Origin of the sequence: Enterobacter cloacae complex sp. 402C9, assembly GCF_050030745.1 — a bacterium.
Classification (GTDB): Bacteria; Pseudomonadota; Gammaproteobacteria; order Enterobacterales; family Enterobacteriaceae; genus Enterobacter; species Enterobacter intestinihominis.
In genome coordinates, this window is record NZ_JBLGUW010000001.1 from 4,293,157 (window position 1) to 4,314,472 (window position 21,316).

The following is a 21,316-nucleotide window of genomic DNA, read 5'->3' on the forward strand; positions in this document are numbered from 1 at the left end:
TACAATTCGGAAGGTATAGTTAATTTCTGACAAGAATCAGCATCGCCCTTATGACCCAAATCATTCCCTCAGACTTCGACATTGCAGCCGAAGAGAGCGCAGAGTTCGTGCCCATGCGCGGTGTGGCTAACCCTCACCTGCAAACCATGCTGCCGCGCCTGATCCGCCGCAAGGTGCAGTTCAACCCCCACTGGCAGCGCATTGACCTGCCGGACGGTGACTTTTTGGATCTCGCCTGGAGCGAAGATCCGGATCGGGCCAGACATAAACCCCGTCTGGTGGTGTTTCACGGCCTGGAAGGCAGCCTGCACAGCCCTTACGCACACGGTCTCATTGAGGCGGCGAAAGCCCGCGGCTGGCTTGGGGTGGTGATGCATTTTCGCGGATGCAGCGGCGAGCCTAACCGTCAGAAACGCATTTATCACTCGGGTGAAACCGAGGACGGCTCCTGGTTCCTGCGCTGGCTAAGAGACAATTTCGGCGAAGCACCAACGGCAGCGGTGGGGTATTCGCTGGGCGGGAATATGCTGGCCTGCCTGCTGGCGAAGGAGAGCGACGCCGTACCGCTGGATGCGGCGGTGATTGTCTCTGCGCCCTTTATGCTGGAGCAGTGCAGTTATCATATGGAAAAAGGGTTTTCGCGGGTCTATCAGCGCTACCTGCTCAACCTGCTGAAAGCCAACGCCGCACGTAAACTTAAGGCCTATCCGGATACGCTGCCTGTGACGCTGCAACAGCTCAAACGCGTGAAGCGTCTGCGCGAGTTTGATGATTTGATCACCTCGAAAATTCACGGCTTTGCCGATGCGATTGACTATTACCGTCAGTGCAGCGCCATGCCTTTACTGAATCAAATCACGAAACCCACGCTGATTATCCACGCCAAAGACGATCCGTTTATGGATCATCACTCGATCCCCGCCCCTGACTATCTGCCGGATAACGTGGAGTATCAGCTCACCGAGTTCGGCGGGCACGTGGGCTTTGTTGGCGGCACGCTGCGTCGGCCAAAAATGTGGCTTGAGACGCGTATACCCGACTGGTTAACGGCCTATCTGGACGGTAAAAAATGATTATTCCCTGGCAGGATCTCTCTCCCGACACGCTCGATAATCTGATTGAAAGCTTTGTCTTGCGCGAAGGCACCGATTATGGTGAACATGAACGTTCGCTTGAACAAAAGGTCAACGATGTGAAGCGCCAGCTTAAAAGCGGCGACGTGGTGTTGGTATGGTCCGAACTGCATGAGACGGTGAATATCATGCCCCGCAACGCGTTTCATGGCTGATCTTACACTTTTCCAGTCAGGGAGTTGCTATGTCTGCCAGACATCCGGTTATTGCCGTTACGGGTTCGAGTGGGGCGGGAACCACTACCACCAGCCTCGCCTTCCGCAAGATTTTCGCCCAGCTTAACTTACGGGCGGCAGAGGTAGAGGGCGACAGCTTTCACCGCTACACGCGCCCGGAGATGGATATGGCCATCCGCAAGGCGCGCGATCTGGGTAAACACATCAGCTATTTTGGCCCGGAGGCCAATGACTTCGGCCTGCTGGAGCAAACCTTCCGTGAATACGGGCAGAGCGGCACCGGGCAGTCCCGCAAGTATCTCCACACCTACGATGAAGCCGTGCCCTGGAACCAGGTCCCCGGCACGTTCACGCCCTGGCAGCCGCTGCCGGAACCGACTGACGTGCTGTTTTACGAAGGATTGCACGGCGGCGTGGTGACGCCTCAGCACGACGTGGCGCGCCATGTGGATTTGCTGGTGGGGGTGGTGCCGATTGTTAACCTTGAGTGGATCCAGAAGCTGACGCGTGACATGAGCGAGCGCGGCCATTCGCGAGAGGCGGTAATGGATTCGGTGGTGCGCTCCATGGAAGATTACATCAACTTCCTGACGCCGCAGTTCTCCCGAACCCACATTAACTTCCAGCGCGTCCCCACCGTGGACACCTCCAACCCGTTCGCCGCAAAAAGCATCCCTTCCCTGGACGAGAGCTTTGTGGTGATCCACTTCCGCAACCTGGAAGGCATCGATTACCCCTGGCTGCTGGCGATGCTACAAGGTTCGTTTATTTCGCACATGAATACGTTAGTGGTACCGGGCGGAAAAATGGGGCTGGCGATGGAGCTGATCATGACGCCGCTGGTGCAGCGGCTGATGGAAGGAAAGCAAATCGCGTGAGTTGTTTTGCCCGGTGGCGCTGCGCTTACCGGGCCTACGGGCGTGCTTTTGTAGGGCGGGTAAGCGAAGCGCCACCCGCCAAAAATTAAGCCTCGATCACTTCATACGAATGGGTGATGTTTACCGCTTTCTCCAGCATTAGCGCCACAGAGCAGTATTTCTCCGCAGACAGGTCAACCGCACGCGAGACCGCCGCATCCTTCAGTTCTTTGCCGGTGACGATAAAGTGCAGATTAATATGCGTGAACAGACGTGGCGCCTCTTCGCGACGTTCTGACGTCAGCTTCACTTCACAATCGGTCACGTCATGACGGCCTTTTTGCAGGATCGACACTACGTCGATCGCGCTGCATCCACCTGCCGCCATCAGCACCATTTCCATCGGGCTTGGGGCTTTATCGCCGGAGTTGCCATCCATCAAAACCTGGTGCCCGGAAGCAGACTCGCCCAGGAACGTTAACCCTTCAACCCATTTCACACGCGCTTGCATATTCACTCACTCCAACGTTGCATTTTTTATGACAGATTACGTGTACGTTACATTTCTCGCAACGGAAGGCGACCTGCGTCATGCTGAAGCGAGACACCAGGAGACACGCGGCGAAAGCTATGCTAAAACACTCTGGATGCTACAGTAATACATTGACGTTACACATGTATGCAGAGGACATCAAACTTTACTGGCTGCGAAACGTTACGACAGCCGACTTCCCAGGTATGGGTAAGAATTCGATTGCAACCCCAGAGTCCGGATGCATCTTATGACTCTGGTGACAGCTTATAACAGAGGATAACAGCGCATGGTGCTTGGCAAACCGCAAACAGACCCGACTCTCGAATGGTTCTTGTCTCATTGCCACATTCATAAGTACCCATCAAAGAGCACGCTGATTCACCAGGGTGAAAAAGCGGAAACGTTGTATTACATCGTTAAAGGCTCGGTGGCCGTGCTGATCAAAGATGAAGAAGGGAAAGAGATGATCCTTTCTTATCTGAACCAGGGCGATTTTATCGGTGAACTGGGCCTGTTTGAAGAAGGCCAGGAACGTAGCGCCTGGGTTCGTGCAAAAACAGCATGTGAAGTGGCTGAAATTTCTTACAAGAAATTCCGTCAGCTGATTCAGGTCAACCCTGACATCCTGATGCGTCTTTCTTCCCAGATGGCACGCCGTCTGCAAGTGACCTCTGAGAAGGTGGGTAACCTCGCCTTCCTGGACGTGACCGGTCGTATCGCGCAGACTCTGTTGAACCTGGCGAAACAGCCAGACGCCATGACCCACCCTGACGGTATGCAAATTAAAATTACCCGCCAGGAAATCGGTCAGATCGTCGGCTGCTCCCGTGAAACAGTGGGCCGTATCCTGAAGATGCTGGAAGATCAAAACCTGATCTCCGCCCACGGTAAAACCATCGTGGTTTACGGGACCCGTTAATTCCGGTAAAACGGCGTGCCGCCGCAGGGTGGCACGCCGTTTTTGTCTCTACTCCTTATGTGGCGCAGGCTGATCTATCACCCGGAAGTTAACTACGCACTGCGACAAACGCTGGTGTTGTGTCTTCCCGTGGCCGTGGGCCTGATCCTCGGACATCTTCAGCAAGGCCTGCTGTTTTCCCTCGTGCCCGCCTGCTGCAACATTGCCGGTCTGGACACCCCGCATAAACGCTTTTTCAAACGCCTGATTATTGGCGGCTGCCTGTTTGCCGGCTGTAGCCTTGCCGTGCAACTCTTACTGGCCCGCGACATTCCTCTGCCGCTGATCCTGACCGTGCTGGCGATGACGCTTGGCGTAACCGCTGAAATCAGCTCGCTGCACGCCCGCCTGCTTCCCGCGTCGCTGATTGCCGCCATCTTCACCTTAAGCCTTGCGGGCAATATGCCGGTGTGGGAGCCATTGCTGATCTACGCCCTCGGCACGCTGTGGTACGGGCTGTTTAACTGGTTCTGGTTCTGGTTGTGGCGGGAACAGCCGCTTCGCGAATCCCTGAGCCTGCTCTACGTGCAGCTTGCTGAATACTGTGAAGCAAAATACACCCTGCTCACGCAACATACCGACCCGGAAAAATCCCTGCCGCCGCTGCTGACACGCCAGCAAAAAGTGGTGGATCTGATCAGCCAGTGCTATCAGCAGTTGCACATGCTTGCCGCCAACAAAAATCATGAATATAAGCGGCTGCTGCGTACCTTCCAGGTCGGGCTGGATTTGCAGGAGCATATTTCCGTCAGCCTTCATAATCCGGAAGAGGTGCAAAAGCTGGTGGAGCGCAGCCATGCGGAAGCGGTGATCCGCTGGAACGCGCAGACCGTCGCGGCGCGCCTGCGGGTGCTGGCTGACGATATACTCTATCACCGCTATCCGACGCGCTTTAACATGGACAAACAGCTCGGCGCGCTGGAAAAGATTGCGCGTCAGCACGCGGATAACCCGGTCGGGCAGTTTGCCGCCTGGCATTTCAGCCGCATCGCCCGGGTGTTGCGCACCCAGCGCCCGCTTTATACCCGGGACCTGATGGCCGATAAGCAAAAACGACTGCCGTTGCTGCCTGCGCTCAAAAGCTACCTGTCGCTGAAGTCTTCCGCCTTGCGCAACGCCGCAAGAATTAGCGTCATGCTCAGCATCGCCAGCCTGATGGGAATGGCCCTGCACCTGCCGAAACCCTACTGGATCTTAATGACCGTGCTGTTTGTCACCCAGAACGGCTACGGCGCCACGCGGGTGCGCATTCTGCATCGGGCGGGCGGCACGATGGCGGGGCTGATTATCGCGGGCGTAACGTTGCACTTCCACGTGCCGGAAGGGTATACGCTGGTCGGCATGCTGGCGATTACGATGGTGAGTTATCTGATCATCCGTAAAAACTACGGCTGGGCGACGGTGGGCTTTACGGTAACGGCGGTGTATACCCTGCAACTGCTCACGCTTAACGGGGAACAGTTTATTATTGCCCGGCTGGTCGATACGCTAATTGGCTGCCTGATCGCCTTTGGCGGCATGGTCTGGCTGTGGCCGCAGTGGCAGAGCGGGTTGCTGAGGCAGAACGCCCACGACGCGCTCGAAGCCGATCAGCAGGCCATTCGTCTTATTCTGAGCGATGACCCGCAGCCCTCTCCGCTGGCCTACGAGCGCATGAAGGTCAACCAGGCGCATAATGCCCTGTTCAACTCCCTTAACCAGGCCATGCAGGAGCCGGGCTTCAACTCGCACTATCTGGCAGACATGAAGCTGTGGGTCACGCACAGCCAGTTTATCGTCGAACACATCAATGCCATGACCACGCTGGCGCGCGAGCACACCATGCTGACGCCGGATCTTGCGCAGCGCTATTTGCAGTCGTGTGAAATTGCCCTCCAGCGCTGTCAGCAGCGTCTGGAGTACGACGCGCCGGGCGAGTCGGGGGATTCGAACATTCTGGAAGCGCCGGAGACGCTGACCCACGGGCCGATGAGCACCCTTGAGCAGCATTTACAGCGCGTTCTCGGGCATCTCAACACCATGCACACCATTTCGTCGGTGGCATGGCGTCAGCGTCCGCATCACGGGATTTGGTTAACGCGCCGGTTAAAACGAACCGCGTATTAGCCTCTGACGATCTTCGCGACCGCCGCAGCAAAACGGGTTAACCCGTCTTCGATGTCTTTGTCTTCCACCACCAGCGACGGCGCGAAGCGCATCACGTCCGGCCCGGCGTTGAGCACCATGACGCCTTCGTGCGCGGCGGCGTGCAGGAAATCGCGCGCGCGGCCTTTATACTGAGGTTTCAGCTCGGCGCCGATCAGTAACCCCATCCCGCGGATGTCGCTGAAGACATCAAACTGTTCGTCAATCTGCTGAAGATGTTTCACAAAAAGGGCGCGTTTCGCATTCACGCCATTCAGGACGTCCGGCGTATTAATGATGTCGAACGCCGCTCCCGCCACGGCGCACGCCAGCGGATTACCGCCGTAAGTGGAGCCGTGTGAGCCCACATGAAATGCGGAAGCAATATCCTGGGTGGTTAGCACCGCGCTGACCGGGAAACCGCCGCCGAGCGCTTTCGCGCTGGTCAGAATATCCGGCGTTACGCCGTAGTGCATATAAGCGAACAGGTCTCCGGTACGCCCCATCCCACACTGCACTTCATCAAACACCAGCAGCGCCTGGTGCTCGTCGCACAGTTCGCGCAGCCCTTGCAGAAATTCCGGGGTGGCCGCCGTGACGCCGCCTTCCCCCAGAATGGGTTCGACCACCACGGCACAGGTGTGATCGTCCATCACCGCTTTAACGGCGTGCAGATCGTTAAACGGCACGTGGATGATATCCGCAGGTTTCGGACCAAAGCCGTCGGAATACTTCGGCTGGCCGCCAACGGAAACGGTAAAGAACGAGCGACCGTGGAAGGCGTTATGGAAGGCGATGATTTTGGTTTTGTACGGACTTTGACGCGTGGTTGCGTAGTAGCGCGCAAGCTTAAAGGCGGTTTCGTTGGCTTCGGTGCCGGAGTTCATAAACAGCACGCGTTCGGCGAAGGTGGCATCGATGATCTTACGCCCCAGACGCAGCGCCGGTTCGTTAGTGAACACGTTGCTGGTGTGCCACAGCGTTTCGCCCTGCGTTTTCAGCGCGTCCACCAGCGCAGGATGGCAATGGCCCAGCGCCGTCACCGCAATACCGCCTGCGAAATCAACATACTCATTGCCCTGCTGATCCCAGACGCGGCTGCCTCTCCCTTTCACCGGGATAAACTCAGCCGGTGCATAAATCGGCAGGATCACTTCATCGAATGTCGCGCGGGTAATTGCTGGTTGTTCAGTTGCCATGTCATGACCATCCATTTTTATGTCACAGTGATTGTGAAAATATAATCACAAAATATGCATAAAAAATCACAACAAGGCAACAGATATTCAGCGATTAAGGAAATTGGCCAGCAGTGCGTGCCCCTGTTCGCTGAGAATGCTTTCCGGGTGGAACTGCACCCCTTCCAGATCGTACTCGCGGTGGCGAATGCCCATGATTTCCCGGGTCGCACTCCAGGCGGTCACTTCAAAGTCTGCGGGCAGGGTCGGCGGATCAATCACCAGAGAATGGTAGCGCGTCACGGTTAACGGATTGTTTAGCCCCAGGAATACGCCGGTACCGGTGTGCGTGATCGGTGAGGTTTTGCCGTGCATGACTTTCGCGGCACGGACAATGCTGGCGCCAAAGACCTGCGCAATGGCCTGGTGACCCAGGCAGACGCCCAGAATCGGCAGCTTGCCCGCATAGTGGCGGATTACCTCCAGCGAGATGCCGGACTCCGACGGCGTACACGGCCCAGGCGAAATCACGATTTTCTTGGGCGCCAGCGCGTCAATGTCAGCCAGCGCGATCTCATCGTTACGGCGGACAACCACCTCTGCCCCCAGTTCACAAAAATACTGGTAAAGGTTCCAGGTAAAGGAATCGTAGTTATCAATCAGCAGAATCATGGCGGCTCCTGAAAAAATGGCCGCCCTATTTTACTCAGATCCCCGCGCTTCGCTCACAACTTTGGCAAAGATAGCATTCAGGGCGGTCAGATCACCCATCGCCCCGCTCTGGTTGGCGGATGCCCAGTCGTCCGGGTCGATCCCCTGCCAGTTCAGCACGTAGCCCGCATGGATCGCCAGCTGTTCAAAGAAGATCCGCTGAGCCACGCCATTACCGCTCATAAACGGATGTAGCATGTTGATTTCACAGTAGTAATGACTGATTCTGTCTGTAAACTCTTCTTTCTGAAGGCCCACCAGATATTTATCGCTTTCCAGCGAAGCCATCAGCTCATTACCCACCTTCTCGATGTACTCGAAATGGCAAAATGGAATGTCGCCCTTGGAGATATCGGCGGTGCGCAGCTCGCCAGCGCCTTTCATTTCGTTGCGGAATAAATGGCGGTGAATAAGGCACAGATGGGGTAAACCCGGTGCAGAAGGCCCCAGTGCCAGCGTCTCGATATCGGGTTCAGCGGGCCCCTTGCCTTTTTCAAGGAGGCAACTGGCCTGAAGATTGACGCTACGCTGTTGCTCCCAGAGTCGGGATTTTTGCTTGTCGGTGAGTTTTTTCACTACGCCTCCCTGAATAGTCCGTTTGCCACAAGTATAAGCAGCAAAACGCGCTTTCGCAGGGAGGGCGGAAAGACACGGGCAGGATGTGCCCGTGTGAGGGAACGATTACGGCAGCACTTTCGCGGAGAGAATCACCACTGGCTTAGACGGCACATTCTGGTATGGACCGACATCGTGAGTCTGAACCTGAGAGATCTTGTCCGCCACGTCCATGCCTTTCACCACTTTACCGAACACCGCGTAGCCAAAGTCGCGCTGGCCGTGGTCCAGGAAGGCGTTATCCGCCACGTTGAGGAAGAACTGGCTGGTGGCGCTGTCTTTATCCGCCGTACGCGCCATAGAAATGGTGCCGCGCTTGTTCAGCAGGCCGTTATCCGCTTCATTTTTGATTGGCGGGTTAGGCTTTTTCTGCTGCATCTGCTCGTTGAAACCGCCGCCCTGAATCATAAAGCCTGGGATCACGCGGTGGAACGTGGTGTTGTTATAAAAACCACTGTTCACGTAGTCGAGGAAGTTTTTCACAGAAACAGGGGCTTTCTGGCTATCCAGCTCCAGCTCAATATTCCCCGCAGAGGTAGTCAGCAGGACGTGAGGGTCTCCTTTAGCTGCCAGCGCAGCAGGGGAAACGGCAGAAAGAGCAAACACAGCTGCGACAGCCGCCAGTGTTGATTTGAGCATGAGAATTCCTTAACAAAGCGCAGTATAAAAAGCGAATGGCTTGATTCTAAAGAGCAGTATGACCCCAGACCAGTCTTTTACCTAATTTTACGAAATTGAAACAATTATTACCGCGCAAACGATTGTTCACCCCGCGATTTAATGTGATCTCCATCACGTTAAAGCCTGCAATTGTGCTCAATATTTTCTGAAAAGATTTAATTAGATCACTTTCGCGACTAAAATCTGCCCGCTCAAACGCAGTCATTGCGTTTTTCTTTACTTTTAACAGGCCAGACATGACTAACAGCAATCGCATCAAGCTCACATGGATCAGCTTCTTCTCCTACGCCCTGACCGGCGCGTTGGTGATCGTCACCGGGATGGTGATGGGAAATATCGCAGACTATTTCCAGTTGCCCGTTTCCAGCATGAGCAATACCTTCACTTTCCTGAACGCGGGGATCCTGATCTCTATTTTCCTTAATGCCTGGCTGATGGAAATCGTGCCGCTGAAAACCCAGCTGCGCTTCGGCTTCGTGCTAATGGTTGCCGCCGTGGCGGGCCTGGTGCTGAGCCACAGCATCGCCCTCTTCTCTGCCGCCATGTTCGTACTGGGCCTGGTGAGCGGGATCACCATGTCGATCGGTACGTTCCTGATCACCCATATGTATGAAGGCCGCCAGCGCGGCGCGCGTCTGCTGTTCACCGACTCCTTCTTCAGCATGGCCGGGATGATTTTCCCGATGGTTGCCGCGTATCTTCTGGCGCGCAGCATTGAGTGGTACTGGGTGTACGCCTGCATTGGTCTGGTCTATGTCGCGATCTTTATTCTCACCTTCGGCTGCGAGTTCCCGGTGCTGGGCAAAAAAGCGCAGACCACGTCTGAGCCAGTTGCGAAAGAAAAATGGGGTATCGGCGTGCTGTTCCTTTCCATCGCCGCGCTGTGTTACATCCTGGGCCAGCTGGGCTTTATCTCCTGGGTTCCTGAGTATGCGAAAGGTCTGGGCATGAGTCTGAACGACGCGGGTAAACTGGTGAGCGATTTCTGGATGTCTTACATGTTCGGCATGTGGGCGTTTAGCTTTATCCTGCGCTTCTTCGACCTGCAACGGATCCTGACCGTTCTGGCGGGTCTGGCAACCGTGCTGATGTATCTGTTCATCAACGGTTCCCCGGAGCATATGCCGTGGTTCATCCTGACCCTGGGCTTCTTCTCCAGCGCGATTTATACCTCGATCATCACCCTTGGCTCTCTTCAGACCAAAGTGGCCTCGCCAAAGCTGGTGAACTTCGTGCTGACCTGCGGCACCATCGGCACCATGCTGACCTTCGTGGTCACGGGCCCAATTGTGGCGCACAGCGGCCCGCTGGCGGCGCTGCATACCGCTAACGGTCTGTACGCCGTGGTGTTCATCATGTGCTTCGTGCTGGGCTTTGTGACCCGTCACCGCCAGCACAATACAGCAACGGCTACCCACTAATCGCCGTAACCCCTTTGCGTACTGCAAAGGGGTTTTCCCCTCCTCACCCGCCCTGCCCGCCGATGGGTAAAAAACCCCACCAAAATTGTGCGAAAAACAAGCAAGCACAAAAATCAAACAATATCCGTCACTTATAAAAATCATGACAAATCATAGATATACCCCCTAAGGGGTAGGTGAAGGCGTATTTGATTTGCATCAATAAGTGCCCCTGCTGAATCGTTAAGGTAGGCAGTAATAGAAAAGAAATCGAGGCAAAAATGAGCAAAGTCAGACTCGCTATCATCGGTAACGGCATGGTCGGCCACCGCTTTATTGAGGATCTTCTCGATAAAGCCGATGCTAACCAGTTCGATATTACCGTGTTCTGTGAAGAACCCCGCAAGGCGTACGACCGTGTGCACTTGTCTTCCTACTTCTCTCACCATACCGCCGAAGAACTCTCTCTGGTGCGTGAAGGTTTCTACGAGAAGCATGGCGTAAAAGTGCTGGTGGGCGAACGCGCTATCACCATCAACCGTCAGGAGAAAGTGATCCACTCCAGCGCCGGACGCACGGTTTTTTACGATAAGCTGATCATGGCGACAGGCTCGTATCCGTGGATCCCGCCGATTAAAGGTTCGGAAACCCAGGATTGCTTCGTTTACCGTACCATTGAAGACCTCAACGCCATTGAATCCTGCGCACGTCGAAGCAAACGTGGCGCGGTTGTCGGCGGTGGTCTGCTGGGTCTGGAAGCGGCAGGCGCACTGAAAAACCTCGGCGTTGAAACCCACGTCATCGAATTTGCCCCGATGCTGATGGCGGAACAGCTGGACCATATGGGTGGCGACCAGTTACGCCGTAAAATCGAAAGCATGGGCGTGAAGGTTCACACCAGCAAGAACACCAAAGAGATCGTGCAGGAAGGCACTGAAGCGCGTAAAACCATGCGCTTTGCCGACGGCAGCGAGCTGGAAGTGGATTTCATCGTCTTCTCCACCGGCATTCGCCCGCGCGACAAGCTGGCCACCCAGTGCGGTCTGGCCGTTGCGCAGCGCGGCGGGATCATGATCAACGATACCTGCCAGACCTCCGATCCGGGCATCTACGCCATCGGCGAATGCGCCAGCTGGAATAACCGCGTATACGGTCTGGTTGCACCTGGGTACAAAATGGCGCAGGTCGCCGTTGACCATATCCTCGGCAGCGAAAATGCCTTCACCGGCGCAGACATGAGCGCGAAGCTGAAGCTGCTGGGCGTGGACGTGGGCGGTATTGGCGATGCGCATGGTCGCACCCCGAACTCCCGCAGCTATGTTTATCTGGACGAAAGCAAAGAAGTCTACAAACGTCTTATCGTCAGCCAGGACAACAAAACCCTGCTCGGGGCGGTGCTGGTGGGCGACACCAGCGACTTCGGCAACCTGCTCCAGCTGGTGCTGAACGCCATTGAGCTGCCGGAAAACCCGGATGCGCTGATCCTCCCGGCGCACGCCTCCAGCGGTAAGCCGTCCATTGGCGTGGATAAACTGCCGGACAGCGCGCAAATCTGCTCCTGCTTCGACGTGACCAAAGGCATGCTGATCTCCGCCATTAACAAAGGCTGCCACACCGTTGCGGCGCTGAAGGCGGAAACCAAAGCCGGGACCGGCTGCGGCGGCTGTATCCCGCTGGTTACCCAGGTGCTGAACGCCGAGCTGGCAAAACAGGGCATTGAAGTGAACAACAACCTGTGCGAGCACTTCGCTTACTCTCGCCAGGAGCTGTATCACCTGATCCGCGTGGAGGGCATTAAGTCCTTCGACGAACTGCTGGAGAAACACGGCCAGGGCTACGGCTGTGAAGTATGTAAGCCTACCGTCGGTTCCCTGCTGGCGTCCTGCTGGAACGAATATGTGCTCAAACCAGAACACACTCCGCTTCAGGACACCAACGATAACTTCCTGGCCAATATTCAGAAAGACGGGACTTACTCGGTGATCCCGCGTTCTGCCGGGGGAGAAATTACCCCTGAGGGGCTGGTCGCCGTGGGCCGTATCGCCCGTGAGTTTAATCTGTACACCAAAATCACCGGTTCCCAGCGTATCGGCCTGTTTGGTGCGCAGAAAGATGATCTGCCGGAAATCTGGCGTCAGCTGATTGAGGCGGGCTTCGAAACCGGTCACGCATACGCTAAGGCGCTGCGCATGGCGAAAACCTGCGTGGGCAGCACCTGGTGCCGCTACGGAGTGGGCGACAGCGTGGGCTTCGGCGTCGAGCTGGAAAACCGCTACAAAGGTATCCGTACGCCGCACAAAATGAAGTTCGGCGTCTCAGGGTGTACCCGTGAATGTGCGGAAGCACAGGGTAAAGACGTGGGTATTATCGCCACCGAGAAAGGCTGGAACCTGTACGTGTGCGGTAACGGCGGGATGAAACCTCGCCACGCCGATCTGCTGGCTGCCGATCTCGATCGCGATACGCTGATCAAATACCTCGACCGCTTCATGATGTTCTACATTCGTACCGCCGATAAGCTGACCCGTACCGCGTCCTGGCTGGATAATCTCGAAGGCGGCATCGACTATCTGAAGTCAGTCATTATCGACGACAAGCTGGGCCTGAATGAACAGCTGGAATCCGAGATGACTCGCCTGCGCGAGGCGGTTATCTGCGAGTGGACCGAAACCGTGAACACGCCAGCGGCGCAGACGCGCTTCAAACACTTTATCAACAGCACCCAGCGCGACCCGAACGTGCAGGTGGTGCCGGAGCGCGAACAGCATCGTCCAGCGACCCCGTATGAACGTATTCCGGTGATGCTGGTGGAGGAAAACGCATGAGCCAGTGGGTAAACATCTGCAACATTAACGACATTCTGCCAGCAACCGGCGTCTGTGCCCTGCTGGGCAACGAGCAGGTAGCGATTTTCCGCCCTCGCCACGATGAACAGGTTTTTGCCATCAGCAATATCGACCCGTTCTTCGAGGCCAGCGTGCTCTCCCGCGGTCTGATTGCGGAGCACCAGGGCGAACTGTGGGTTGCCAGCCCGCTGAAAAAGCAGCGCTTCCGCTTAACCGACGGGCGCTGCATGGAAGATGAAAGCTTCTCGGTCAAACACTACGACGTCCGCGTGAAGGACGGCGAGGTGCAGCTGAAAGCGTAACCCCTCGCCTTTTCAATAGGAAAGGCTTATGACCCCTTATGGGTAACGGCAGGAAAAACCGTATGTCCTGTACGATTCCTGCTGTTATCCTGACGTCAATTCTTCCCCCGCCATGAATGCTGTGAGGTAACGTCGTGGATCACCTGCCGATTTTTTGTCAATTACGCAACCGCGACTGCCTGCTCGTGGGCGGCGGCGATGTGGCTGAACGCAAGGCGCGCCTGCTGTTAGAGGCGGGCGCCAGACTGACCGTTAACGCCCTCACCTTCGCCCCACAGTTTGACGTCTGGGCGCAGGAAGGGATGCTCACGCAGGTGCAGGGCGAATTTGATGAATCCCTGCTGGATACCTGCTGGCTGACCATCGCCGCAACGGATAACGATGACGTTAACCAGCGCGTCAGCGACGCCTGCGAAGCGCGCCGCATCTTCTGTAACGTGGTGGATGCGCCGAAAGAGGCGAGCTTTATCATGCCATCCATTATCGACCGCTCGCCGCTGATGATTGCGGTGTCGTCCGGTGGCCGCTCGCCCGTTCTTGCCCGTCTGCTGCGGGAAAAACTGGAAGCCGTGCTGCCTCAACACCTTGGTCAGATTGCCCATTACGCCGGGCAGCTGCGTTCCCGCGTGAAGCAAACCTTCGCAACCGTGGGCGAACGCCGTCGCTTCTGGGAGAAGTTCTTTGTCAACGACAGGCTGGCGCAGTCGCTGGCCAATCAGGACGCCAAAGCGGTTGAAGAGACGACCGAGCAACTCCTCTCTGAACCGCTGGATCATCGCGGTGAAGTGGTACTGGTGGGCGCAGGTCCCGGCGATGCGGGCTTGCTGACGCTGAAGGGTCTCCAGCAGATCCAGCAGGCGGACATCGTGGTGTATGACCGTTTGGTCTCTGATGACATCATGAATCTGGTGCGCCGCGATGCTGACCGCGTATTCGTCGGCAAACGGGCAGGTTATCACTGCGTACCGCAGGAGGAGATCAACCAGATCCTGCTGCGGGAAGCGCAAAAAGGTAAGCGTGTGGTGCGTCTGAAAGGGGGCGATCCGTTTATCTTTGGTCGCGGCGGCGAGGAGCTGGAAACTCTCTGCAACGCGGGCATTCCGTTCTCCGTGGTGCCGGGCATTACGGCGGCATCCGGCTGTTCTGCCTATTCCGGCATTCCGTTAACCCATCGCGACTATGCCCAGAGCGTGCGCCTGGTGACGGGCCACCTGAAAACCGGCAGCGAGCTGGACTGGTATAATCTGGCCGCTGAAAAGCAGACGCTGGTCTTCTATATGGGGCTAAATCAGGCAGCCACGATTCAGGCGAAACTGCTGGAGCACGGCATGGAAGCAGATATGCCGGTCGCACTGGTAGAAAACGGTACCGCCATTACGCAGCGCGTGGTCGATGGCGTACTGACGCAGCTGGGCGAGCTGGCGCAGCAGGTTGAAAGCCCGGCGGTGATCGTGGTGGGCCGCGTGGTAGCACTGCGTGAAAAACTGAACTGGTTCTCCAGCCACTAACGCACAATCTCTCTTCCGGGAGTAGTCTTGAAGCGGACTACTCCCTTCTTACCTCAGTCGATAACATACCGCCCGCGTAATGGAACTTTTCCATTTATTCCCTCGTGTTACATCCAATTTTTTGATTTTATTGACAAGGAATGCGTATGTTCAAACTGGCAAAAGCTGCCGTTCTGGTCGGCCTGTTAACAACTCTGACGGCCTGCACCGGTCACGTTCAAAATACTAAAAATAATTGCAGCTACGATTACCTGCTGCATCCGGCAATCTCCATTTCGAAGATCATTGGCGGTTGCGGCCCGGCGGCACAGCAGTAAGCGTTTTTCAGGCGTAAAATAACCGGGGATTTCCCGGTTTTTTTGTTTCGTCAGTTTTGTCGGGTGGCGGCTCCGCCTTACCCGACCTACACGGTCCCGTAGGCCGGGTAAGCGTAAGCGCCACCCGGCAAAGCGGCTTAAGGTTTCGCCACAAACCCAATCGCGTCGTACACCGCTTTCAGGGTTTCGGAGGCGCGCGCGCTGGCTTTTTCCGCGCCCTCTTTCATCACTTTTTGCAGGAAAGCTTCGTCGTTACGGTAACGGTGATAGCGCTCCTGCAACTCGGTCAGCATGCCGGAAACGGCGTCTGCCACTTCACCTTTCAGGTGGCCGTACATCTTGCCTTCAAAGTGTTTTTCCAGCTCAGGGATGCTCTGTCCGGTCACACCGGAGAGAATGTCCAGCAGGTTGGATACGCCCGCTTTGTTCTGCACGTCGTAGCGCACCACTGGCGGCTCGTCGGAGTCGGTCACCGCACGCTTGAGCTTTTTCACCACCGATTTCGGATCTTCCAGCAGGCCGATAACGTTGTTGCGGTTATCGTCAGACTTGGACATCTTTTTGGTCGGCTCCAGCAGCGACATCACGCGCGCGCCGGATTTCGGAATAAACGGCTCAGGCACTTTGAACACGTCGCCGTAAAGCGCATTGAAGCGCTGGGCGATATCGCGGCTCAGCTCCAGGTGCTGCTTTTGATCTTCGCCCACTGGTACCTGGTTGGTCTGGTACAGCAGAATATCTGCCGCCATCAGCACCGGATAATCAAACAGACCGGCGTTGATGTTTTCAGAGTAGCGCGCAGATTTATCCTTGAACTGGGTCATGCGGCTCAGCTCGCCGAAATAGGTGTAGCAGTTCAGCGCCCAGCCCAGCTGCGCGTGCTCTGGCACGTGAGACTGAACGAAAATGGTGCTCTTCTCTGGATCGATACCGCACGCCAGGTACAGCGCCAGCGTATCGAGCGTCGCCTTGCGCAGCTTCTCGGGATCCTGACGCGCGGTGATAGCATGCAAATCCACGATGCAGTAAATGCAGTGGTAGTCATCCTGCATGCTCACCCACTGACGTAACGCACCCATGTAGTTACCAATGGTCAGTTCACCTGAAGGCTGTGCGCCACTAAAAACGATGGGCTTAGTCATTATTCAATTCCTGATGTTCACTGTGCGAGAGCCCGAGTGCGGGCAACAAATCATTGAAGTGGTCGAACACAACGTCCGGCTCACTCAGCGTAATGGCTTCACCGTAGTTGTAGCCGTAGGTCAACCCAACAGACGGGCAACCTGCCGCTCTGGCAGCCAGAATATCATTGCGGGAATCCCCGACAAAGAGCAGCTCCGCAGGCGCTAAGGATAATTTTCCTGCCACCAGCAATAGCGGTTCCGGATGCGGCTTTTTATTCTGCACGTCATCGCCGCCCACAATTACGGAGAAGTATTTCGCGATATCCAGCGCTTCCAGCAGAGGCGCAACGAACGGTGTTGGCTTGTTGGTCACCAGCCCCAGCGGGATGCCTTTCGCATGTAGCGCGCTCAGCGTTTCCGCGACATCCGGGAACAGGAAGCTGCCCTCTTCGACGGTCTCTTCGTAGAAACGGTCGAACAGTTTGCGCAGAATACGCTGCTGCTCATCCTGGGGAATATCCGCGTGGTCAACACTCGGTTTCCCTTGCGCAGAACGCTGAGAGGCACGTTCCTGACGAGCCCAGGTCAGCGCGCGCTCCATCAGCACGTCTGCACCGTTACCAATCCACGTCACGACGCGCTCTTCGCCCGCAACGGGGAGTTCAAGGGCATACAGCGCCTGATCGACGGCGCGGGTTAATCCTGGCGCGCTGTCGACCAGCGTGCCGTCGAGGTCAAATGCTACACCCCGAATAGCCTGCAATTTATCCATGACTTACCTTCGCCAGTTCACGGCGCATTTCATCAATGACTTTTTTGTAATCCGGTTGATCGAAGATGGCGGAGCCTGCGACGAACATATCCGCCCCTGCCGCCGCAATCTCACCGATGTTATTGACCTTCACGCCGCCGTCCACTTCCAGACGAATATCATAGCCAGACTCATCAATGCGGCGGCGCACTTCACGCAACTTGTCGAGCGTCTGAGGAATAAACGACTGGCCGCCAAAGCCCGGGTTGACGGACATCAGCAGGATCACGTCCAGCTTGTCCATCACGTAGTCGAGATAGCTCAGCGGGGTCGCCGGGTTAAAGACCAGCCCCGCCTTACAGCCGTTCTCTTTGATCAGCTGTAGCGTGCGGTCAACGTGTTCGGAGGCTTCCGGGTGGAAAGTGATGATGCTGGCACCCGCCGCGGCGAAATCAGGCACGATGCGATCAACCGGTTTCACCATCAGATGCACGTCAATGGGCGCGGTGATCCCGTAGTTACGCAGCGCTTTAAGCACCATCGGACCGATGGTCAGGTTGGGAACGTAGTGGTTATCCATAACGTCGAAATGGACGACATCTGCGCCAGCCGCGAGAGCTTTGGCAGTGTCTTCACCCAGGCGGGCAAAATCGGCCGACAGAATTGAGGGGGCAATCAAAAACTGTTTCATCCGCATCTCCTTGAAATGTGTTTACCGGCGGGCAAAGGCTCAGGGTCGATAAAGCGCCAGAAGTTCGTCCACCTTTTTACGTGTGCCGCCATTGCTACTAATGCTACGCCGCACTTTTACCTGAAAATGCTTCGCGGCTTTGTACCATTCGCGCGTATCAGGCGTGTCGTGATTCGAAATTAACACCGGAATTCTTTTGCTGACCAGCTTTTCCGCCATCTCAGCCAGACGCGCCTGCTCGGCCGGGCTGAAGCTGTTGGTGTGGTAGGCGGTGAAATTTGCCGTGGCAGACAGCGGCGCGTAAGGCGGGTCGCAGTAGACCACCGAGTTTACGCCCGCCAGCTCCATGCACTCTTCATAGGAGAGACAGTAGAACTCGGCATTCTGCGCTTTTTCAGCAAAGTGATACAGCTCGTCCTGCGGGAAATAGGGACGCTTATAGCGGCCAAACGGCACGTTAAACTCGCCACGCAGATTATACCGGCACAGACCGTTGTAGCCATGGCGGTTGAGATAAAGAAACAACAGCGCGCGACGGAACGGGTCCTGGCTCTGATTAAACTCAGCGCGGAACTGATAGTAAATGTCCGGGTTGTTGTTCTCTGGCGTAAACAGCTTCCGCGCCTCTTCCACATACTCATCGGTACGCAGTTTGACGATGTTATAGAGGCTGATAAGGTCGCTGTTGATATCCGCCAGGATATAACGAGAAAAATCGGTATTCAGGAATACCGATCCAGCACCCACGAAGGGCTCGATAAGACACTCGCCTTTCGGCAGGTGCTTTTTAATATCGTCGAGCAGGGGGTATTTCCCCCCTGCCCATTTAAGAAAAGCGCGATTTTTTTTCATGCTGACTAACTGATTACACCTTCTCCGGCTGTGGAGAAAGCTCCGACAGCATCCTGCGCTTTAAACATTACTTCAGATCGGCCTGCACCTGATGAATTGGCTTCGCCCACGGGTTTTTCGCCTGCACATCGGCAGGCAGCGTGGAGACGGCTCGTTTTGCTTCATCTTTTGAGGCATAAACTCCGCTTACCAGAACGTACCAAGGCTGTCCGTTACGGGTCGTCTGATAAACCACATAGTTTTTCAGATTCGATTTCTTCGCCCAGGCGTTGAGGTTGTCGTAGTTAGACGAACTGCTCAGCTGCAACGTGTAGTTGCTGGATGATGCGGATTTCAGAGAACCCACGTTACCCGTCGTTTTACCTGCCGCGGTGCTGGATGCGCTAGCGGTTGGCGTAGCAGCCGGTGCCGCAGTTGCAGCAGGCGCGGTTGTGGTCGCCGTTGCTTTAGGTGCAGCGGTTGCCGCAGGCGTTGGCGCTTTAACCGGTTGGCTCACCGCAGGTTTTGTCTGCGCTGGCGCTTTCGTTTCTGGCGCTTTTGCCACGGTCTGCGGTTTCGTCTCACGCTTCGGCTCAATCACAGCCTGCTTACGCTCCTGACGCGGCGCAGTCTGGGTATGGCGCGGTTTGGTTTCCGTTGCCGCCGTTTGCTGCTGAGCATTGCTGCCATGAACTGGCGCAACGGTGGCAGGTTCAGTAGGCAGCGTGGAGTTCACCACGGCAGCGTTAACCTGCTCCTGATTCTGCGGCTGCGTTAGCGCGTTATTCAGATCGCCCTGAACTTCAACACGCTGCTGGCCCTCCGGCGTAACAGGCGCCTGGCCCTGAGTTGGGGTCGCAGAGACGGGCGGCAGAGAGATATCCTGACCGGCGCTGGTGTTACCTGCGGTCTGCTCTGCGGAAGTGGTGCCCGGCGCTGGCTGAGCGCCATTCGCCTGGTTGCTCGCATCGTTACCAGACAGATCGATGCTCTTCTCGGCAGACGCTGTCTGCTCGGTAGAATGGGTAGAAGGTGCTTTTAGCGCGGAACCAATGCCGACAATCAGCAATACCAGAACCAGAACGCCAAGGCCCATCATGATGTACTGACGGGAGGCCGGTTTTGCCGCTACCGCTTTTTTACGTTTGCGCGGACGACGTTCAACAGGCTGTTCATCCATTAACTCTTCTTCGGATTCATACTCCTCGTCTTCACGCTCATTTCGCGCGTTACGGCTACGCGAAGGGCGACGATCGTCTGCATCCAGATCGACATCGTCAAAGTTGATCTGCGGCTCGTTATCACGTTCTGAAGATTGACGAGAACGACCAGTACGACGATCGCTGGGATCGGGTTTCAGCTCGTCTTCTGGTTTGAATTCATCCATTTAACACCCCACTCAAAGGCTTCTGCCAACGACTCTGCATTTACCTGAAGCTAAAACGACCACCTGTTACAGCAGCCTGACCTTTCTAGTTGTTACGCCTGCTGACAATCAGCAATAGCGCCAAGTACGACTTCGTGCGGCACTCCGCCGCGCACTTCACTTTTCCCTATTGCAAGCGGGAGTACCAGACGCATCTCACCTGCCAATACTTTTTTATCGCGCATCATGTGGGGAAGGTACGCCTGCGCAGACATTTCCTGCGGACCACTCACCGGCAAGCCAGCACGTTTAAGCAACGTGATGATACGTGCTGTCTCTTCCGGTCTGAACTGCCCCAGACGTTCAGAGGCACGGGCCGCCATGACCATTCCGGCAGCGACAGCTTCACCGTGAAGCCAGTTACCGTAGCCCATTTCGGCTTCGATCGCATGACCAAACGTATGCCCCAGATTCAGTAAAGCACGTAAGCCGGTTTCACGCTCATCTGCGGCAACGACTTCTGCTTTCAGCTCACAGCACCGGCGAATACAGTAGGCCATTGCCTGCCCATCGAGGCGCAGCAGCGCATCCATATTCTCTTCCAGCCAGGTGAAGAACTCACCGTCAAGAATAATGCCGTATTTGATCACTTCTGCAAGGCCGGACGCCAGTTCGCGCGCTGGCAAGGTTTGCAGACAGTCGAGATCCACCACCACCGATGCAGGCTGGTAGAACGCGCCAATCATGTTTTTGCCGAGCGGATGGTTAACCGCCGTTTTACCGCCCACAGAAGAATCGACCTGTGAGAGCAACGTGGTTGGAATTTGAATAAAGCGCACACCGCGCTGGTAGCTGGCGGCTGCAAAACCGGTCAGATCGCCCACAACGCCGCCGCCCAGGGCAAGCAGTGTTGTATCACGACCGTGCGGTTTTTGCAGAAGTGCGGTAAAGACGGTATCCAGTACCGTCAGGCTTTTGTACTGCTCGCCATCGGGCAGAATCACACTGTCGACCTTCACGCCCGCCTGCTCAAGCAGGTGGCGTACACGGTCGAGATAAAGCGGAGCCAGCGTCTCGTTGGTGACCAGCATCGCCTGATCACCCGCTTTCAGTGGTAAGAAGGAAGCTGGATCGTTAAACAAACCAGCCGCGATGGTGATAGGGTAACTACGTTCCCCGAGAGTAACTGTAATCCTCTCCATGACGCGACAT

Annotated in this window: 21 protein-coding genes; 10 read left to right on the forward strand and 11 right to left on the reverse strand. The window is 56.0% G+C overall.

All coding sequences use genetic code 11. The annotated features are described in order from the left end of the window. The first annotated feature begins 50 nt into the window (after positions 1-50). The 3 genes from ACQG1K_RS20545 to ACQG1K_RS20555 are packed head-to-tail and all read left to right on the forward strand — an operon-like array spanning position 51 to position 2,187. A complete protein-coding gene (locus ACQG1K_RS20545) occupies positions 51-1,073 on the forward strand; it encodes a hydrolase (RefSeq protein ID WP_048966613.1) in 1,023 nt (340 codons plus the stop codon). Further along, complete coding sequence (locus ACQG1K_RS20550) at positions 1,070-1,288, forward strand: YheU family protein (RefSeq protein ID WP_014171926.1); 219 nt, start codon at positions 1,070-1,072, stop codon at positions 1,286-1,288. The genes ACQG1K_RS20545 and ACQG1K_RS20550 overlap by 4 nt, the downstream gene beginning before the upstream one ends. A 29-nt stretch (positions 1,289-1,317) precedes the next feature. Further along, positions 1,318-2,187 carry a phosphoribulokinase gene (locus tag ACQG1K_RS20555; protein WP_003861663.1) on the forward strand — a complete coding sequence of 290 codons (870 nt, stop codon included), beginning with the start codon at positions 1,318-1,320 and terminating at the stop codon, positions 2,185-2,187. A gap of 85 nt (positions 2,188-2,272) precedes the next feature. On the opposite strand, the gene ACQG1K_RS20560 is transcribed toward ACQG1K_RS20555, so the two are convergent. Beyond that, positions 2,273-2,677 (reverse strand): OsmC family protein, encoded by a 405-nt coding sequence (locus ACQG1K_RS20560; RefSeq protein WP_022649609.1) that lies wholly within the window; start codon positions 2,675-2,677, stop codon positions 2,273-2,275. A 310-nt stretch (positions 2,678-2,987) separates the two neighbouring features. Here ACQG1K_RS20560 and crp point away from each other — a divergent pair, with 310 nt between their 5' ends. Together crp and ACQG1K_RS20570 are read left to right on the forward strand one after the other, a co-directional pair. Next, positions 2,988-3,620 (forward strand): cAMP-activated global transcriptional regulator CRP, encoded by a 633-nt coding sequence (gene crp, locus ACQG1K_RS20565; protein ID WP_000242758.1) that lies wholly within the window; start codon positions 2,988-2,990, stop codon positions 3,618-3,620. A gap of 57 nt (positions 3,621-3,677) precedes the next feature. Then, positions 3,678-5,765, forward strand: coding sequence for a YccS/YhfK family putative transporter (locus ACQG1K_RS20570; protein WP_367075877.1), 2,088 nt, complete (start codon positions 3,678-3,680; stop codon positions 5,763-5,765). Here the strand turns inward: ACQG1K_RS20570 and argD are convergent. The 4 genes from argD to ppiA form a co-directional block, all read right to left on the reverse strand. Further along, positions 5,762-6,982, reverse strand: coding sequence for a bifunctional acetylornithine/succinyldiaminopimelate transaminase (gene argD / locus ACQG1K_RS20575; RefSeq protein ID WP_367075868.1), 1,221 nt, complete (start codon positions 6,980-6,982; stop codon positions 5,762-5,764). The genes ACQG1K_RS20570 and argD overlap by 4 nt on opposite strands. A gap of 87 nt (positions 6,983-7,069) precedes the next feature. Further along, the gene (pabA, locus tag ACQG1K_RS20580) at positions 7,070-7,633 is read right to left on the reverse strand and encodes an aminodeoxychorismate synthase component 2 (RefSeq protein ID WP_367075866.1); all 564 of its coding nucleotides are present in this window, start codon (positions 7,631-7,633) and stop codon (positions 7,070-7,072) included. A gap of 30 nt (positions 7,634-7,663) precedes the next feature. Then, entirely contained in the window at positions 7,664-8,248 is a 585-nt protein-coding gene (locus ACQG1K_RS20585) for a putative adenosine monophosphate-protein transferase Fic (protein ID WP_023298771.1), read from the reverse strand. A gap of 105 nt (positions 8,249-8,353) precedes the next feature. Then, positions 8,354-8,926, reverse strand: coding sequence for a peptidylprolyl isomerase A (gene ppiA, locus ACQG1K_RS20590; protein ID WP_022649614.1), 573 nt, complete (start codon positions 8,924-8,926; stop codon positions 8,354-8,356). Positions 8,927-9,204: 278 nt separating this feature from the next. On the opposite strand from ppiA, the gene tsgA reads away from it, so the two are divergent. From tsgA to ACQG1K_RS20615, 5 genes are all read left to right on the forward strand, one after another. After that, positions 9,205-10,389, forward strand: a complete 1,185-nt coding sequence (gene tsgA, locus ACQG1K_RS20595) for an MFS transporter TsgA (RefSeq protein WP_045621719.1) — start codon at positions 9,205-9,207, stop codon at positions 10,387-10,389. Between the two features lie 260 nt (positions 10,390-10,649). Continuing rightward, a complete protein-coding gene (nirB, locus tag ACQG1K_RS20600) occupies positions 10,650-13,193 on the forward strand; it encodes a nitrite reductase large subunit NirB (protein ID WP_426760335.1) in 2,544 nt (847 codons plus the stop codon). Beyond that, entirely contained in the window at positions 13,190-13,516 is a 327-nt protein-coding gene (gene nirD, locus ACQG1K_RS20605; protein ID WP_022649617.1) for a nitrite reductase small subunit NirD, read from the forward strand. The genes nirB and nirD overlap by 4 nt, the downstream gene beginning before the upstream one ends. Positions 13,517-13,650: 134 nt before the next feature. Continuing rightward, on the forward strand, positions 13,651-15,024 hold the full coding sequence (gene cysG, locus ACQG1K_RS20610) for a siroheme synthase CysG (RefSeq protein ID WP_367075862.1): 1,374 nt from the start codon (positions 13,651-13,653) through the stop codon (positions 15,022-15,024). Positions 15,025-15,170: 146 nt separating this feature from the next. Then, positions 15,171-15,341 (forward strand): YhfL family protein, encoded by a 171-nt coding sequence (locus ACQG1K_RS20615; protein WP_003861638.1) that lies wholly within the window; start codon positions 15,171-15,173, stop codon positions 15,339-15,341. A 137-nt stretch (positions 15,342-15,478) separates the two neighbouring features. Here ACQG1K_RS20615 and trpS read toward each other — a convergent pair whose 3' ends face one another. From trpS to aroB, 6 genes are all read right to left on the reverse strand, one after another. Further along, a complete protein-coding gene (trpS, locus tag ACQG1K_RS20620; protein ID WP_015571430.1) occupies positions 15,479-16,483 on the reverse strand; it encodes a tryptophan--tRNA ligase in 1,005 nt (334 codons plus the stop codon). Next, the gene (gene gph, locus ACQG1K_RS20625) at positions 16,476-17,237 is read right to left on the reverse strand and encodes a phosphoglycolate phosphatase (RefSeq protein ID WP_320680140.1); all 762 of its coding nucleotides are present in this window, start codon (positions 17,235-17,237) and stop codon (positions 16,476-16,478) included. The genes trpS and gph overlap by 8 nt, the downstream gene beginning before the upstream one ends. Continuing rightward, positions 17,230-17,907, reverse strand: a complete 678-nt coding sequence (gene rpe / locus ACQG1K_RS20630) for a ribulose-phosphate 3-epimerase (RefSeq protein WP_003861634.1) — start codon at positions 17,905-17,907, stop codon at positions 17,230-17,232. Before rpe ends, gph begins: the two co-directional genes overlap by 8 nt. Positions 17,908-17,946: 39 nt before the next feature. After that, the gene (gene dam / locus ACQG1K_RS20635; protein ID WP_022649620.1) at positions 17,947-18,759 is read right to left on the reverse strand and encodes an adenine-specific DNA-methyltransferase; all 813 of its coding nucleotides are present in this window, start codon (positions 18,757-18,759) and stop codon (positions 17,947-17,949) included. Positions 18,760-18,826: 67 nt separating this feature from the next. Continuing rightward, positions 18,827-20,125 carry a cell division protein DamX gene (gene damX, locus ACQG1K_RS20640; protein ID WP_022649621.1) on the reverse strand — a complete coding sequence of 433 codons (1,299 nt, stop codon included), beginning with the start codon at positions 20,123-20,125 and terminating at the stop codon, positions 18,827-18,829. Between the two features lie 92 nt (positions 20,126-20,217). After that, entirely contained in the window at positions 20,218-21,306 is a 1,089-nt protein-coding gene (gene aroB, locus ACQG1K_RS20645) for a 3-dehydroquinate synthase (protein ID WP_022649622.1), read from the reverse strand. Positions 21,307-21,316: the final 10 nt, after the last annotated feature.

What these genes read in the sequence shown, in the direction of transcription:
- rpe (WP_003861634.1), bottom strand. Translation starts at nt 17,907, where the DNA reads ATGAAACAGTTTTTGATTGCCCCCTCAATTCTGTCGGCCGATTTTGCC.
- argD (WP_367075868.1), bottom strand. Translation starts at nt 6,982, where the DNA reads ATGGCAACTGAACAACCAGCAATTACCCGCGCGACATTCGATGAAGTG.
- ACQG1K_RS20615 (WP_003861638.1), top strand. Translation starts at nt 15,171, where the DNA reads ATGTTCAAACTGGCAAAAGCTGCCGTTCTGGTCGGCCTGTTAACAACT.
- dam (WP_022649620.1), bottom strand. Translation starts at nt 18,759, where the DNA reads ATGAAAAAAAATCGCGCTTTTCTTAAATGGGCAGGGGGGAAATACCCC.
- nirB (WP_426760335.1), top strand. Translation starts at nt 10,650, where the DNA reads ATGAGCAAAGTCAGACTCGCTATCATCGGTAACGGCATGGTCGGCCAC.
- ACQG1K_RS20555 (WP_003861663.1), top strand. Translation starts at nt 1,318, where the DNA reads ATGTCTGCCAGACATCCGGTTATTGCCGTTACGGGTTCGAGTGGGGCG.
- ACQG1K_RS20560 (WP_022649609.1), bottom strand. Translation starts at nt 2,677, where the DNA reads ATGCAAGCGCGTGTGAAATGGGTTGAAGGGTTAACGTTCCTGGGCGAG.
- nirD (WP_022649617.1), top strand. Translation starts at nt 13,190, where the DNA reads ATGAGCCAGTGGGTAAACATCTGCAACATTAACGACATTCTGCCAGCA.
- ACQG1K_RS20545 (WP_048966613.1), top strand. Translation starts at nt 51, where the DNA reads ATGACCCAAATCATTCCCTCAGACTTCGACATTGCAGCCGAAGAGAGC.
- tsgA (WP_045621719.1), top strand. Translation starts at nt 9,205, where the DNA reads ATGACTAACAGCAATCGCATCAAGCTCACATGGATCAGCTTCTTCTCC.
- gph (WP_320680140.1), bottom strand. Translation starts at nt 17,237, where the DNA reads ATGGATAAATTGCAGGCTATTCGGGGTGTAGCATTTGACCTCGACGGC.
- ACQG1K_RS20570 (WP_367075877.1), top strand. Translation starts at nt 3,678, where the DNA reads ATGTGGCGCAGGCTGATCTATCACCCGGAAGTTAACTACGCACTGCGA.
- ACQG1K_RS20550 (WP_014171926.1), top strand. Translation starts at nt 1,070, where the DNA reads ATGATTATTCCCTGGCAGGATCTCTCTCCCGACACGCTCGATAATCTG.
- trpS (WP_015571430.1), bottom strand. Translation starts at nt 16,483, where the DNA reads ATGACTAAGCCCATCGTTTTTAGTGGCGCACAGCCTTCAGGTGAACTG.
- ppiA (WP_022649614.1), bottom strand. Translation starts at nt 8,926, where the DNA reads ATGCTCAAATCAACACTGGCGGCTGTCGCAGCTGTGTTTGCTCTTTCT.
- damX (WP_022649621.1), bottom strand. Translation starts at nt 20,125, where the DNA reads ATGGATGAATTCAAACCAGAAGACGAGCTGAAACCCGATCCCAGCGAT.
- pabA (WP_367075866.1), bottom strand. Translation starts at nt 7,633, where the DNA reads ATGATTCTGCTGATTGATAACTACGATTCCTTTACCTGGAACCTTTAC.
- crp (WP_000242758.1), top strand. Translation starts at nt 2,988, where the DNA reads ATGGTGCTTGGCAAACCGCAAACAGACCCGACTCTCGAATGGTTCTTG.
- aroB (WP_022649622.1), bottom strand. Translation starts at nt 21,306, where the DNA reads ATGGAGAGGATTACAGTTACTCTCGGGGAACGTAGTTACCCTATCACC.